The following is a 16,438-nucleotide window of genomic DNA, read 5'->3' as shown; positions in this document are numbered from 1 at the left end:
AGTTCAGCCGGCAGCGGGGTCTGTCTGCGGACGGCCGTTGCAAGTCGTTCTCGGACGACGCGGACGGTACGGGGTGGGCCGAGGGTGCGGGCATGCTGCTGCTGGAGCGGCTGTCGGACGCCCGCCGCAACGGCCACCCGGTGCTCGCGGTCGTACGCGGCTCGGCCGTCAACCAGGACGGCGCCAGCAACGGTCTCACCGCCCCCAACGGCCCCTCTCAGCAGCGGGTGATCCGTGCCGCCCTGGCGAACGCCGGGCTGTCGGCCGGTGACGTGGACGCGGTCGAGGCGCACGGCACCGGCACGACCCTCGGCGACCCGATCGAGGCGCAGGCGCTGATTGCGACCTACGGCCAGGACCGGGACCGTGAGCGGCCGCTTTGGCTGGGTTCCCTGAAGTCGAACATCGGGCACGCGCAGGCGGCTGCCGGTGTCGCGGGTGTGATCAAGATGATCGAGGCGATGCGGCACGGTGAGCTGCCGCGGACGCTGCACGTCACCGAGCCGACGCGTGAGGTGGACTGGTCTGCGGGTTCTGTCGAGCTGTTGACGCAGGCGCGGGAGTGGCCGGAGACGGGTGATCGTCCGCGTCGGGCGGGTGTGTCGTCGTTCGGTGTGAGTGGGACGAACGCGCACGTGATCCTGGAGCAGGCGCCCGAGGCCGAGGTCTCGGCTGTGGTGGAGCCGGTGGCGGTGCCGTGGATCCTGTCCGCGCGGAGTGCGCAGGCCCTGCGGGAGCAGGCCGCGAAGCTCCTCGCCCATCTCGCAGGAGAGTCGGAGTTCTCTCCGGTCAATGTGGGCTTCACGTTGGCGACGGGCCGGGCACGGTTCGAGCACCGGGCTGTTGTCGTCGGCCGTGACCGGGAGGAACTCCTCGCCGGGCTCGGTGACGTGAACGCCGAAACGGGCTCCGGTGGCCGGGTGGTGTTCGTCTTCCCGGGCCAGGGTGCGCAGTGGGCCGGCATGGGCGTGGAACTCCTCGACACCGCTCCGGTGTTCGCCGAGCGGTTCGCCGAGTGTGCTCAGGCTCTTGCCGAGTTCGTGGGCTGGGACGCGGAGGCAGTCCTCCGCGGGACTCCGGGTGCTCCCTCGCTGGAGCGCGTCGATGTGGTGCAGCCGCTGTCGTGGGCGGTGATGGTGTCCCTGGCCGCGCTGTGGCGCTCGTACGGTGTGGAACCGGCCGCTGTGGTGGGTCACTCGCAGGGTGAGATCGCTGCCGCGTGTGTCGCGGGTGGGTTGACGCTCCAGGACGGCGCTCGTGTGGTGGCCCTGCGCTCGCAGGCGATCGCGGCGAGCCTGGCCGGTGACGGCGGCATGGTCTCCCTGGCGCTCAGCGCGGAACAGGCCGCCGACCGGATCGCCGCCTGGGACGGTCGTATCGAGATCGCTGCCCTGAACGGCCCGGCCTCGGTCGTGGTCGCGGGTGAGCCTGCCGCCCTGGACGAGCTGATCGCCGCCTGCGAGGCCGACGAGGTCCGTGCCCGCCGTATCCCGGTGGACTACGCCTCTCACACCTCTCACGTGGAGCGGATCGAGGACGACCTCGCCAAGGTCCTGGCCGAGGTCGGCCCGCAGACCTCCACCGTCCCCTTCTTCTCCACGGTCGAGGGCGACTGGATCGACACCGAGGCTCTGGATGCTGGGTACTGGTACCGCAACCTGCGTCGCACGGTCCGTTTCGAGGACGCCGTACGCGCTCTCGCCGACCAGGATCACGCGGTGTTCGTGGAGGTGTCGGCGCACCCGGTGCTCGCGATGAGCATCCAGGACACCGCCGACGACGCGGCCGTGACCGGCACCCTGCGCCGCGACGACGGCGGCCTGGACCGCTTCCTGACCTCCCTGGGTGAGTTGTGGGTCAACGGCGTCGACGTCGACTGGGCGCAGGCCTTCGCCGGTACCGGCGCGCACCACACCGACCTGCCCACCTACGCCTTCCAGCGCAGCCGCTACTGGCTCGACGCGCCCACCTCAGAGGCCGCTCCCGCACCCGTCCTCGATGACGTGGATGCCCGGTTCTGGGAGGCGGTCGAGAGCGGGGACCTGGAGTCCCTGGCGTCGACGCTGGACGTCGACGGCGAGGAGGAGCAGTCGTCGCTGGGCAGCGTGCTGCCGGCGTTGTCGGCCTGGCGGCAGCAGCGTCGTACGCGGTCCACGCTGGACCGTTGGCGTTACCGTCTCGCCTGGAAGCGGATTCCGGAGCGTCCGGACGAGACGGCCCGGCCGGGCACATGGCTGCTGGTCGTTCCGGCAGGGGCCGGCGAGGACGCCTGGGGCGTGGCGGCCGGCCGGGCGCTGACCGACGGCGGTGCGACCGTGGTCCGGCTCTCCTGGAGCGCGGCGGACGGGGACCGGGAGCAACTGGCGGGCCGTATCGGGGAAATCGGCGCCTTCGACGGCGTACTGTCCCTGCTCGCCCTGGACGAGGCCCCGCACCCGCGGCACCCGGAGGTTCCGCTGGGGCTCGCCGGGACGCTTCAGCTCGTGCAGGCGCTGGGTGACGCCGGCGTGGACGCGCCGCTGTGGCTGGCGACGCGGGGCGCGGTGTCCACCGGCGGTGCGGACCCGACGGTCGTGCGCGAGGCCCAGGCACAGGTCTGGGGTCTGGGGCGGGTCGTCGGCCTGGAACATCCGCAGCGGTGGGGCGGTCTGGTCGACCTTCCCGAGGCGCCCGAGGAGTCTGCGGCGGCGCGGCTGCGGGGTGTGCTGGCGGCGCGCGCGACCGGGTCCGAGGACCAGCTCGCGCTGCGTGCCGCGGGTGTGTTCGCGCTCCGGTTGCGGCGCGCGCCGGTCACGGAGACCCGCGCTGTACGGGAGTGGAAGCCGCAGGGTACGGTCTTGATCACCGGGGGAACCGGTGCGCTGGGCGGGCGAGTTGCCCGTCGGCTGGCGCACCGGGGAGCCCAGCATCTCGTTCTTGTCAGCCGTCGCGGCGCGCAGGCGCCGGGTGCCGAGGAGCTTCGTGCGGAGCTGACCGCGCTCGGCGTCCGGGTGACGGTCGCGGCCTGTGATGTCACGGACCGCGCGGCGCTGGCGGGGCTCCTGGAGAGGCTGCGGGCCGACGGGTCGCCGGTGCGCTCCGTGGTGCACACGGCGGGTGCGGCACCGTACGCGAGTCTCGCGGAGACGGATCTCACCATGCTGTCCGAGGTGGCGTCGGGGAAGGTGACCGGCGCCGTCCACCTGGACGAGTTGCTGGCGGACGACGAACTGGACGCCTTCGTCCTGTTCTCGTCCAGCGCCGGCGTCTGGGGCGCGGGGGGCCAGGGCGCGTACGCCGCGGCCAACGCGCACCTCGACGCGCTGGCGCAGCGGCGCCGTTCCCTCGGCCGCCCGGCGACCTCGGTCGCCTGGGGTGCCTGGGCGGAGTCGGGGATGTTGACGGACAACGGGGCTGAGGAGCACATGAGTCGGCTCGGAGTGCTGGCGATGGACCCGGAGCTGGCTCTGGAGGCGTTCCAGCAGGCTCTGGACCACGACGAGAGCTGCACGGTGGTCGCGGACGTGGACTGGGCGCGGTTCGCCCCCGGTTTCGCCGCGGCCCGGCCCCGGCCCCTGCTGGACGACCTGCCGGAGGCCCGGCAGGCGCTGGCCGAGAGCGCCGCGGACGACCCCGCGGCCGGGGACGGCGACGCCGGTACGGGCTCGTCCCTGGCCGACCGGCTCGCGGCGATGACCGCGACCGAGCGGGACCGTACCCTCCTCGACCTGGTGCGGTCCCAGGCAGCGGCCGTGCTGCGGCACGACGGCGTCGACGGCGTGGGGGAGGACCGGGCCTTCAAGGAGCTGGGCTTCGACTCGCTGACCGCCGTGGAGCTGCGCAACCGGTTGCAGAAGGCGACCGGGCTGCGGCTGTCCACCGGGCTGGTCTTCGACCACCCGACCCCCGTCGACCTGGCCGCCCACCTGCGGGACCGGCTGGTCGGCCCGGACGGCGACGGCGCCGGCTCGGCGATCGCGGAGCTGGACCGGCTGGAGGCCGCGGTCTTCTCGCTGTCTCCGGCGGACGAGGACCTGCGGACCACGATCACCTCGCGGCTGGAGGTGCTGCTGTCGCGGCTGGGCGGCTCGGAGGAGAGCGCACCGGCCGGCGGCGCGGCGGACGCCGACGTCGAGGAACAGCTCGACACGGCGAGCGACAACGAGATATTCGACTTCATCAACCGGGAGTTCGGTAAGTCATGACGGCGAATGAGGAAAAGCTCCGCGAATATCTCAAGTGGGTCACCGCCGACCTGCACAAGACGCGCACCCGGCTGCAGGAGCACGAGGACGCCGAGCGCGAGCCGATCGCGATCGTGGCCGTCAACTGCCGTTTCGGCGGGGCCGACTCGCCGGAGGAGCTGTGGCGGCTGCTCGTGGACGGCGTGGACACCGTGGCCCCGTTCCCCGACGACCGCGGCTGGGACATCGACAGCCTCTACGACCCCGACGGCACGTCGGGGCGGCCGGGCACCACGTACGTCAACGAGGGCAGCTTCGTACGCGGAGCCGCCGACTTCGACGCGGGCTTCTTCGGGATCGCGCCGCGCGAGGCACTGGCGATGGACCCGCAGCAGCGGCTGTTCCTGGAGGCGTGCTGGGAGCTGATCGAGCGGGCCGGGATCGACCCGGCGTCGCTCAAGGGCAGCCAGACCGGTGTCTTCGTCGGCGGTGCCCCCTCCCACTACGGGCCGTCCGCGGGGAACGTCACCGAGGACGTCGCCGGTTACGTCGTCACCGGCGGCTCCGGCGCGGTGCTCTCCGGCCGGCTGTCGTACTTCCTGGGCCTGGAAGGGCCCGCGGTGACGGTGGACACGGCGTGCTCCTCGTCGCTGGTCGCCCTGCACGAGGCCGTGCACGCCCTGCGCCGCCGCGAGTGCTCGCTGGCCGTCGCCGGCGGCGTCGCGGTGATGTCCACACCGGTCGCGTTCATGGAGTTCAGCCGCCAACGGGGCCTCGCGGCGGACGGACGCTCCAAGGCGTTCTCCGACGACGCCGACGGCATGGGCTGGGGCGAGGGCGTGGGTGTCCTGCTGCTGGAGCGGCTGTCGGACGCCCGCCGCAACGGCCACCCGGTGCTCGCCGTCGTACGCGGTACGGCCGTCAACCAGGACGGGGCGAGCAACGGTCTCACGGCCCCCAACGGCCCCTCCCAGCAGCGGGTCATCCGCGCCGCCCTCGCCAACGCCCGGATCTCCCCGGCGGACGTCGACGCCGTCGAGGCCCACGGCACCGGCACCAGCCTCGGCGACCCCATCGAGGCCGAGGCGCTGCTGGCCACCTACGGGCAGGTACGTCCCCAGGGGCGGCCGCTGCTGCTGGGCTCGCTGAAGTCGAACATCGGGCACACGCAGGCGGCCGCCGGAGCCGCCGGTGTGATCAAGATGGTCCTCGCGATGCAGCACGGTGTGCTGCCGCGGACGCTGCACGTCACCGAGCCGTCGACCAAGGTGGACTGGTCGGCGGGGGAGGTGGAGCTGCTGACGGAGGCGCGGGAGTGGCCGTCGGCCGACGACCGTCCGCGTCGCGCGGGTGTCTCCTCCTTCGGTGTCAGCGGGACCAACGCGCACGTCATCCTGGAACAGGCACCGCAGGAGGAGGAGACGGAACCGGAGCCGGCCGGGACCGCGGCACCGACGGCGCTGCCCGCCGTCCCCTGGGTGCTCTCCGCCCGGGGCGCCGACGCCCTGCGCGCCCAGGCCGCCCGTCTGCTCACCCACGTCGAGGGCGACCGGGAACCGGCCCCGCTCGACATCGGCTGGTCGCTGGCCACCGGCCGCGCGACCCTGGACGACCGTGCCGTGGTGACCGGCTCATCGGCGCCCCAGCTCATCGAGGGCCTGCGGGCACTGGCGCGCGGTGAGGAAGCCCCGGGCGTCCTGACCGGCCCGGCCTCGCCCGGCGCGGCCGGCCGTGTGGTGTTCGTCTTCCCCGGCCAGGGCTCGCAATGGGCCGGCATGGCACGGGACCTGTGGGAGTCCTCGCCCGCCTTCGCGGCCCGCATGGACGAGTGCGAACGCCTCCTGGGCGAACTCGTCGACTGGTCGCTGCGCGACGTGCTCGGCGACGAGGAGGCGCTCAGCCGCGTCGACGTCGTCCAGCCCGCGCTGTTCTCGATGATGGTCTCCCTGGCCGAGGTGTGGCGCGCCTACGGTGTCGAACCGGCGGCCGTCGTGGGCCACTCGCAGGGCGAGGTGGCCGCCGCGTGCGTGGCCGGCGTGCTGTCCCTCCCCGACGCGATCCGGGTGGTCGCCCTGCGCAGCCGGGCCCTGCGGGCCCTCGCGGGCACCGGCGGCATGCTCTCGATCGTCGCCTCCGAGGAATGGGTGCGCGAGCGGACCGAGCCGTTCGGCGAGCGCGTGTCGATCGCCGCGGTCAACGGCCCCAACACCGTGGTCGTCTCCGGCGACCCGGACGCCCTGCGGGAACTCGGCGTGGTCCTCGCCCAGGCCGGCGTGATGCGGTGGAACGTACCCGGAGTCGACTTCTCCGCGCACTCCGCCCACGTCGAGCCGCTGGAGCCGGAACTGGCCGAGATCCTCGCCGGGGTCGAACTGCGCCCCGCCGAGGTGCCGTTCTACTCCACCGTGACCGCCGGGCCCCTGGACACCGGGGAGCTGGACGCCGGTTACTGGTACCGCAACCTGCGCGCCCCGGTCCGCTTCGAGGAGACCGTACGCGCCCTGGACACCGCCGGACACGACGTGTACGTCGAGGTCAGCCCCCATCCCATTCTCACCATGGGCGTGCTGGAGACCCTGGAGAGCAGCGACCGCGCCACCACCCCGGCCGTCGTGAGCACCCTGCGCCGTGACGACGGCGGCCTCGACCGCGTGCTGACCTCCCTCGCCGAAGTGTGGGTCCAGGGCGCGCACGTCGACTGGGAGCGCGTCTTCCACGGCACCGGCGCCACCCGCGTGGACCTGCCCACGTACCCCTTCCAGCGCCGTCGTTACTGGCTGGACGGCACCGCCGGCGCGACCGGAGCACTGACCGGCCTCGGCCTCACCGCCGTCGGCCACCCGCTGCTCGGGGCGGCGCTGGACCTGCCCGACGGCGCCGGTACGGTCCTCACCGGCCGGCTGTCGCTGCGCACCCAGCCGTGGCTCGCCGAGCACGCCGTCGACGACGTCGTCCTCCTGCCCGGCGCCGGCTTCGTGGAACTGGCCGCCCGGGCCGGTGACGAGGTCGGCTGCGACCTCCTGGAGGAACTCACCCTCCAGGCCCCGCTGATCCTGCCCACGACGGCCGGAGTCGAACTGCGCGTCACCGTCGGCACGGCCGACGACTCCGGACGACGCGAGCTGAGCGTCCACTCCCGCCCGGGTGGCACACCGGACACCGCCGAGGACGGCGGGGTGTGGACCTGCCACGCCACCGGTGTCCTCGCCACCGGTGTCCTCGCCGCGGGCGCCGAGCGGCCCGGCCGGGACCTGACCGCCTGGCCCCCGGCCGACGCCACCCCGGTCGACTGCGCCGACGTCTACGACGACTTCGCCGCCGCCGGATACCACTACGGCCCGCTCTTCCAGGGCCTGCGTGCCGCCTGGCGACGCGGCGACGAGACGTTCGCGGAGGTCGCGCTCCCCCAGGACCGCGCCACCGACGCCGACCACTACGGCCTGCACCCCGCCCTGCTCGACGGCGCCCTGCACGCCGTGGGACTCGGCATCCTCGACCGGGCCGGCCACGGCGACTCCGCACCCCGGGCCCGACTGCCCTTCGCCTGGCGCGGCGTCACCCTGCACGCCACCGGCGCGGCGGCCCTGCGCGTCGCCGTCACCCCCGCGGACGGCACCGACGCCGTCTCCCTCACCCTGGCCGACGGCACCGGCCGCCCGGTGGCCACCGTCGACAGCCTCGTCATGCGCCCGGTCGACACCGAGCAGCTGCGGCAGGCCGCGCACGCCCAGGACCGGCCGGACGACTCCCTGTTCCACCTCGCCTGGACCCCCCGCGACCTCCCCGCCGCCCCCCACGAGAGCGCCCCCTGGGCGATCGTCGGCGGCGACACACTCGGCGCGGCCGACGCCCTCGGCGGCACCCCCGGACTCGCCGTCAAGCCCTTCGCGGACCTGGCCTCCCTCGCCGACGGCGACACCCCGCCCCCGTTCGTGCTCGCCGACTGCACCTCCGAGCAGGGCGAGACGACCACCGTCGTACGCGAAGCACTGCGCCGGGCCCTGGAGCTGGTGCAGGGGTGGCTGGCGGACGAGCGGTTCGCGTCGTCGCGGCTGGTGCTGGTCACCTCGGGTGCTGTGGCGGCCGGTGCCGAGGAGGGGGTGACCGATCTCGGGGCGGCCTCGGTGTGGGGTCTGCTGCGGTCGGCCCAGACGGAGAACCCGGGCCGGTTCCTGCTGGTGGACGTCGACGGTGCCGAGTCCTCGTGGAGCGTGCTGCCGACGGCGCTGGAGTGGGCGGTGGAACGGGACGAGCCGCAGCTGGCGGTCCGCTCCGGCACGGTGAGCGTGCCACGTGTCCAGCCGGCCGTGCCGGTGACGGCGTCTCAGGGGCCGGTCTGGGGTGAGGGCACGGTCCTCGTCTCGGGAGCCACGGGCACGCTGGGTGGTCTGGTGGCGCGTCACCTGGTGACGGCTCATGGGGTACGGCGTCTGCTGCTGCTCAGCCGCAGTGGCATGCGGGCCGCTGGTGCCGCCGAACTCGTGGCCGACCTGGAGGGGTTGGGCGCCGAGGCGTCGGTGGTGGCGTGCGATGTCGCCGACCGTGCCTCGCTGGCCGAGGTGCTGGCGGGGATCCCGGCCGAGTACTCGCTGACGGGTGTGGTGCACACGGCGGGCGTGCTGGACGACGGTGTCGTGTCGTCCCTGACTCCCGAGCGGCTCGACACCGTGCTGCGGCCCAAGCTCGACGGTGCCTGGAACCTGCACGAACTGACCCGCGACCTCGACCTGTCGGCCTTCGTCCTGTTCTCCTCCGCCTCCTCCGCCTTCGGCAGCCTCGGCCAGGCCAACTACGCGGCGGCCAACGCCTTCCTGGACGCCCTGGCGACGGTCCGACGGGCCCAGGGCCTGCCGGGCGTGTCCCTGGGCTGGGGATTCTGGGAGCAGGTCACCGGCCTGACCGGCGGACTCACCACGACGGACGTCCGGCGCCTGACCCGCGCCGGCATGAGCCCCCTGCCCACCGCACAGGCCCTCGAACTCCTCGACACCGCCCAGCAGTCCGGTGCGCCGGCCCTGCTGCCCATCCGGTTCGACCGCGCCAGGCTGAACCGCCCGGCCGACCCGGACGCCGTGCCCGTGGTGATGCGCGACCTGGTCCGCGTCCCCGCCCGGCGCACCGCGGCCGCCGCAGCCGGGCCGGCGGAGAGCGAGTCCACACTGAAGCGGCGACTGGCCGGCCTCGACGAGTCCGAACGCGTCCGCGCCCTCCTGGAGTTGGTGCGCACCCAGGCAGCGGCTATCCTCGGCCACACCACGATGTCCGCCATCGAACCCGGGCGCGGATTCGTGGATCTCGGATTCGACTCGCTGATGGCGGTCGAGTTCCGCAACCGACTGACCACGGCGACCGGCCTGCGCCTGCCCGTCACCCTCATTTTCGACTACCCGAACCCCGAAGCCCTCGCGGCCCACCTCCGTGCCGAACTCCCGCTCCACGCGGACGGCCCCGCGGCACAGCCGTCGGCCACCGTCTCCGCGGAACTGGACCGGTGGGAGAAGACCCTGGAAGCCCTCGCCACGGACGAGATCAAGCGCATGGAAATCACGGTGCGCATGAAGTCGTTCCTCGCGAGACTGGGCGACGCCACCGGGACGCGCCCGCCCCAGGGCGTGGAGGACGACGACCTCGAATCGGCCACCGACGACGAACTGTTCAGCGCCCTTGAAAACGAGCTGAGGAAATCCTGAACGAACGAACGACCGGATGAACTGACTGGCCGTTTTCACCAGCATCGAATTTCACGGGGAGCTGATGCCGCATGTCCACCGAGGGCCGTAATTCCACCGAGGAAAAACTCCGTTCCTACCTCAAACTGGCAACCGCCGACCTTCGCCAGGCACGCCGTCGCCTGGAGGAACTGGAAGCCAAGGACCGCGAACCCATCGCGATCGTCGGCATGGGCTGCCGCTACCCCGGCGGCGTCACCGCCCCCGAACACCTGTGGGACCTGGTCGCCGCCGGAGCCGACGCCGTGACCGGCTTCCCGGCCAATCGCGGCTGGGACCTGGACGGCCTGTACGACCCGGATCCCGACCGCAAGGGCAAGAGCTACGTCCGCGAGGGCGGCTTCCTGCACGACGCGGCCGACTTCGACCCCGAGTTCTTCGGCATGTCACCGCGCGAGGCACTCGCCACCGACCCCCAGCAGCGGCTGCTCCTGGAAACCTCCTGGGAGGCACTGGAGCGCGGGGGCATCGACCCGAAGTCCCTGCGCGGCAGCCGGACCGGCGTCTTCGCGGGCGTCATGTACAACGACTACGCGGCCCGCATGCACAAGGCACCCGAAGGCTTCGAGGGCCAGGTCGGCAACGGCAGCGCGGGCAGTGTCGCCTCGGGCCGGATCTCCTACACCTTCGGCCTCGAGGGGCCGGCGGTGACGGTGGACACGGCCTGCTCGTCGTCGCTGGTCGCCCTGCACCTGGCGGTGCAGGCCCTGCGGACGGGCGAGTGCACCCTCGCCCTGGCCGGCGGCGTCGCGGTCATGGCCTCCCCGACCATTTTCGTGGAGTTCAGCCGGCAGCGGGGCCTGTCCCCGGACGGCCGCTGCAAGTCCTTCTCGGACGCGGCCGACGGCACGGGCTGGGCCGAGGGTGTCGGCATGCTGGTGCTGGAGCGGCTGTCGGACGCGCGGCGCAACGGCCACCAGGTGCTGGCGGTCGTACGCGGTTCCGCCGTCAACCAGGACGGGGCGAGCAGCGGGCTCACCGTTCCCAACGGGCCGTCGCAGCAGCGGGTGATCCGGGCCGCCCTGGCGAACGCCGGGCTGTCGGCCGGTGAGGTGGACGCGGTCGAGGCGCACGGGACGGGCACCACGCTCGGTGACCCGATCGAGGCGCAGGCGCTCATCGCGACGTACGGCCAGGACCGGGACCGTGAGCGGCCGCTCTGGCTGGGTTCGCTGAAGTCGAACATCGGGCACGCGCAGGCGGCCGCCGGTGTCGGCGGCGTCATCAAGATGGTCGAGGCGATGCGGCACGGTCTGCTGCCGCGGACGCTGTATGTGGGTGAGCCGTCGTCGAAGGTGGACTGGTCTGCGGGGTCCGTCGAGCTGTTGACGCAGGCGCGGGAGTGGCCGTCGGCCGACGGCCGTCCGCGTCGGGCGGGTGTGTCGTCGTTCGGTGTGAGTGGCACGAACGCGCACGTGATTCTTGAGCAGGCGCCCGAGGCCGAGGTCTCGGCTGTGGTGGAGCCGGTGGCGGTGCCGTGGATCCTGTCCGCGCGGAGTGCGCAGGCTCTGCGGGAGCAGGCGGCGAAGCTCCTTGCCCATCTCGGAAGCGAGCCGGAGTTCTCTCCGGTGAACGTGGGCTTCACGTTGGCGACGGGCCGGGCACGGTTCGAGCACCGGGCGGTCGTGGTCGGCCGTGACCGGGAGGAACTCCTCGCCGGGCTCGGTGACGTGAACGCCGGGACGGGCTCCGGTGGCCGGGTGGTGTTCGTCTTCCCGGGTCAGGGTGCGCAGTGGGCCGGGATGGGTGTGGAGCTGCTGGACACCGCTCCGGTGTTCGCCGAGCGGTTCGCCGAGTGTGCTCAGGCTCTTGCCGAGTTCGTGGACTGGGACGCGGAGGCTGTTCTTCGCGGGACTCCGGGTGCTCCGTCGCTGGAGCGGGTGGATGTGGTGCAGCCGCTGTCGTGGGCGGTGATGGTGTCCCTGGCCGCGCTGTGGCGCTCGTACGGTGTGGAGCCGGCCGCTGTGGTGGGTCATTCGCAGGGTGAGATCGCTGCCGCGTGTGTCGCCGGTGGGTTGACGCTCCAGGACGGCGCTCGTGTGGTGGCCCTGCGGTCGCAGGCGATCGCGGCGGGGCTGGCGGGTGACGGTGGCATGGTGTCCCTGGCTGTGGACGCTGGGCAGGCCGCCGACCGGATCGCCGCCTGGGACGGTCGTATCGAGGTCGCCGCGCTGAACGGCCCGGCTTCGGTAGTGGTGGCGGGTGAGCCTGCCGCTTTGGACGAGCTGATCGCTGCCTGTGAGGCCGACGAGGTCCGTGCCCGCCGTATCCCGGTCGATTACGCCTCTCATACCTCTCACGTGGAGCGGATCGAGGACGACCTCGCCAAGGCGCTGGCCGAGGTTGCGCCGGTGTCCCCTCGGGTTCCGTTCTTCTCCACGGTGGAGGGCGACTGGATCGACACGCAGGCTCTGGATGCCGGGTACTGGTACCGCAACCTGCGCCGCACGGTGGGCTTCCAGGCTGCGGTCGAGGCGCTGGCAGAAGCCGGCTATGAGGCGTTTGTCGAGGTCAGCCCGCATCCGGTGCTGGCGATGAACATCGAGGACATCGTGGACTCGGCGGCCGTGACCGGCACCCTGCGCCGCGAAGACGGCGGCCTGGACCGCTTCCTGGCCTCTCTGGGTGAGTTGTGGGTCAACGGCGTCGACGTCGACTGGGCGCAGGCGTTCGCCGGTACCGGCGCGCACCACGTCGACCTGCCGACGTACGCCTTCCAGCGCAGCCGCTACTGGCTCGACGCGCCCGCTCTGTCAGACGTGGTGGCGGCCGATCCGGCCGACGCGCGGTTCTGGGAGGTCGTGGAGAACGGCGACCTGGAATCCCTGACGTCGGAGCTGGGTGTGCCGGCGGACGCGCCGTTGAGTGCGGCTTTGCCGGTGTTGTCGGCCTGGCGGCGGGAGCGGCGGGACGAGGTCCGGCTGGACGGCTGGCAGTACCGCGTCACCTGGAAGCCGGTGCCGGTGAAGGCACAGACGGTGTCGGGGGCGTGGCTGGTCGCGGTGCCCGCGGGTCTGCTTGAGGACGAGTGGGTGTCGGCCGTGGTGGCCGGGATCGAGGCCCGTGAGGCTCAGGTCCGGTTGCTGCCGGTCGAGCCGGGCGTCGATCGGGCCGGGTTGGCTGAGGTGCTGCGCGGTGTGGTGGCTCCGGCCGGCGTGGTGTCGTTGCTGGCGTTGGACGAGTCGGCTGGTCTGGCCGGCACTCTTCAGTTGGTGCAGGCGCTGGGTGATGCCGGGGTCGGGGCGCCGTTGTGGTGTGTGACCCGGGGTGCCGTGGGTGTTGGTGGTGCTGATCGGGTGGTCAGCTCGGTGCAGGCGGGTGTGTGGGGTCTGGGCCGGGTGGCCGCCCTGGAGTACCCGGAGCGCTGGGGTGGGCTGGTCGATCTGCCGGAGTCGGTCGATGGCCGGGTCGGGGACGGTTTGGCGGCGGTGCTGGCGGGTGCTGCTGGTGAGGATCAGGTCGCGGTGCGTTCGGCGGGGGTCTTCGGGCGTCGGCTGGTGCGGGCCGGCGGGTCTGGTGCCGGTGCTGGTGAGTGGCGTCCCACTGGGACTGTCCTGGTGACTGGTGGTACGGGTGCGCTGGGTGGTCATGTGGCGCGGTGGCTGGCCGGTCGGGGTGTGGAGCATCTGGTGCTGGTCTCCCGTCGGGGAGAGCGGGCGCCGGGGGCTGATGCGCTGCGTGGTGAGCTTGAGGCCGCCGGTGTCGGTGTGACCCTGGCCGCGTGTGATGTGGCCGACCGTGAGCAGGTCCGGGCGCTGCTGTCCTCGCTGGAGACGGCGTCGGTCCCGACCCTGACGGGTGTGGTGCATACGGCGGGTGTGCTGGACGACGGTGTGATCGAGGGGCTGTCGCCGCAGCGGTTGGCCGGTGTGATGGGGGCGAAGGCGGAGGCTGCCTGGCATCTGCATGAGCTGACCCGGGATCTGGGTCTGGATGCGTTCGTGCTGTTCTCGTCGTTGGCGGGGACGGTGGGTGGTGCGGGGCAGGCCAACTACGCGGCGGCGAATGCCTGTCTGGACGGGTTGGCGGCGTTGCGTCGGGCGCAGGGGTTGTCGGCTGTGTCGGTGGCGTGGGGTCGCTGGGCCGGTGACGGTCTGGCCGTGGGTGAGGCCAGGGAGTCGTGGGCTCATCGGGGCGGGGTCGCGCCGATGGAGCCGGGTGATGCGCTGAAGGTGCTGGAGTCGGTGCTCGGGCGGGGTGAGGAGCACGTCGTCGTCGCGGACATCGACTGGGACCGCTTCACACCGTCCTTCACCACCGTGCGTGACTCGCCGCTCATCGCGGACATCCCGGAGGCGCGGCGCGCGCTGGAGACGGTCGCCGCCGAGGGTGCCGGCACGGCCGGCGACCCCGCCGAGGCCCTGCGCACCGAACTGGGCGCGCTGTCCCCGGTCGAACGGACCCGCGCGCTGCTGGACCTCGTCCGCACCCACGTGGCCAGGGTGCTGGCGTACCCGGACGCGGAGGCCGTGGCCGCCGACCGGGCGTTCAAGGAACTGGGCTTCGACTCGCTCACCGCCGTCGAGCTCCGGAACAGGCTGAGGGCCGCCACGGGCCTGACGCTGCCGGCGACGCTCGTGTTCGACCACCCGACCTCCACCGCCCTCGCCGGGCACCTCCGGTCGCTGCTCTTCCCGGACGGGGACGAGGAGGCGGAGAACTCGACGGAGGACGAGAAGGTCCGCAAGGCCCTGGCGTCCATTCCTTTGGCACGTATCAGGGACGCGGGTCTCATGGACATTCTGTTGCGATTGGCGGATGTCGACGACGCCGTCGCATTCACCATGGAAGAAGGCGAGATCGAGCCCGCCGACGAGGATTCGATCGACTCCATGGACGCAGAGAGCCTGCTCCGCATCGCATTCGAAGGCAGTGATTCCTGACTGATGCGAATCGGCCGAGTCTCCCTGAATTCCTCGAACCTGCGGAGTTTGTAATGAGCAGTACCTCTCCTGAGAAGATCCTCGAAGCCCTGCGCACCTCGCTCAAGGAAACCGAGCGCCTCCGCAAGGAGAACCGCCGGATGGCGGCGGCGTCACGCGAGCCGATCGCGATCGTCGGCATGGGCTGCCGTTTCCCGGGCGGGGTCGGTTCTCCCGAGGACCTGTGGTCGCTGCTTGCCTCGGGGACCGACGCGGTGTCCGCGTTCCCCACGGACCGTGGCTGGGCCGAGGACCTCTACGACCCGGATCACACGCGGTACGGCCGCAGTTACGTCCGCGAGGGCGCCTTTCTCGACAACGTCGCCGAGTTCGACGCCGCCTTCTTCGGGATCTCCCCGCGCGAGGCCCTGGCCATGGATCCGCAGCACCGCCTGCTGCTGGAGACGGCCTGGGAGACCCTGGAACACGCGGGCATCGACCCGATGTCCCTCAAAGGAAGCCGCACCGGTGTCTTCGCCGGCACCAACGGCAACGACTACGGCGCCCTCCTGCGGGACATGCCCGAGGCCATCGAGGGCTACCTGGGCATGGGCAAGTCCGGCGCCGTGCTCTCGGGCAGGGTGTCGTACTTCCTCGGCCTCGAGGGCCCGGCGGTGACCGTCGACACGGCCTGCTCGTCCTCGCTGGTGACCCTGCACCTGGCGGTTCAGGCGCTGCGCAACGACGAGTGCTCCCTCGCCCTCGCCGGTGGCGTGAGCGTGATGACCACTCCCGGCGCGTTCGTGGAGTTCAGCCGTCAGGGCGCCCTGTCGCCGGACGGCCGCTGCAAGGCGTTCTCCGACTCCGCCGACGGTACGGCGTGGGGCGAGGGTGCCGGCATGCTGCTGCTGGAGCGGCTGTCGGACGCGCGGCGCAACGGCCACCAGGTGCTGGCCGTCGTACGCGGCTCGGCCGTCAACCAGGACGGCGCCAGCAACGGCCTGACCGCCCCCAACGGGCCCTCCCAGCAGCGCGTCATCCGCGCCGCCCTCGCCAGCGCGCGCCTCTCCGCGTCGGACATCGACGCGGTGGAGGCCCATGGCACGGGGACGACCCTCGGTGACCCGATCGAGGCGCAGGCCCTGCTCGCCACCTACGGCCAGGACCGGGAACGTCCCTTGTGGCTCGGTTCCGTGAAGTCCAACATCGGCCACACGGCCGCCGCCGCGGGTGTCGCCGGCGTCATCAAAATGGTCCTCTCCATGCGGCACGGCATGCTGCCGCGCACCCTGCACGTCACCGAGCCGTCGCACGAGGTGGACTGGTCTGCGGGTTCCGTCGAGCTGTTGACGGAGGCGCGGGAGTGGCCGGAGACGGGTGATCGTCCGCGTCGGGCGGGCATCTCCTCGTTCGGTGTGAGTGGGACGAACGCGCATGTGATCGTGGAGGAGGCTCCCGAGTCGCCGGTTGCGGCCGGTGTGGGTGCGGTTGTGGTGCCGTCGGTGGTGCCGTGGGTGGTGCCGTGGGTGGTGTCCGGGCGCGGGGAAGCGGCGTTGCGGGCGCAGGCGGAGCGGTTGTTGTCCCATGTGGGCGGCGAGGGTGTTTCGCCGGTGGATGTGGGTTGGTCGCTGGCGGGGCGGGCGGCTTTGGAGGACCGGGCCGTGGTGGTCGGCTCCTCGGGTGA

3 protein-coding genes and 1 pseudogene are annotated in these 16,438 nt (G+C 72.5%); all 4 read left to right on the top strand.

Annotated features, from left to right (window positions below):
• A partial coding sequence (locus ACZ4U1_RS39965) for a type I polyketide synthase (protein WP_467909097.1) occupies positions 1-4,184 on the top strand: 4,184 nt, incomplete at its 5' end.
• A pseudogene (locus ACZ4U1_RS39960) lies at positions 4,181-9,571 on the top strand (type I polyketide synthase); the annotation flags it as partial. The gene ACZ4U1_RS39965 and the pseudogene ACZ4U1_RS39960, both read left to right, overlap by 4 nt.
• A 353-nt stretch (positions 9,572-9,924) precedes the next feature.
• Positions 9,925-14,775, top strand: a complete 4,851-nt coding sequence (locus ACZ4U1_RS39955; protein WP_467909096.1) for a type I polyketide synthase — start codon at positions 9,925-9,927, stop codon at positions 14,773-14,775.
• Positions 14,772-16,438 (top strand): type I polyketide synthase (locus tag ACZ4U1_RS39950; RefSeq protein ID WP_467909098.1); only part of this gene is annotated, 1,667 nt, incomplete at its 3' end. The genes ACZ4U1_RS39955 and ACZ4U1_RS39950, both read left to right, overlap by 4 nt.

It is taken from the genome of Streptomyces sp. NPDC028928, from assembly GCF_055564915.1.
This window is presented reverse-complemented; position numbering and strand designations above follow the sequence as displayed.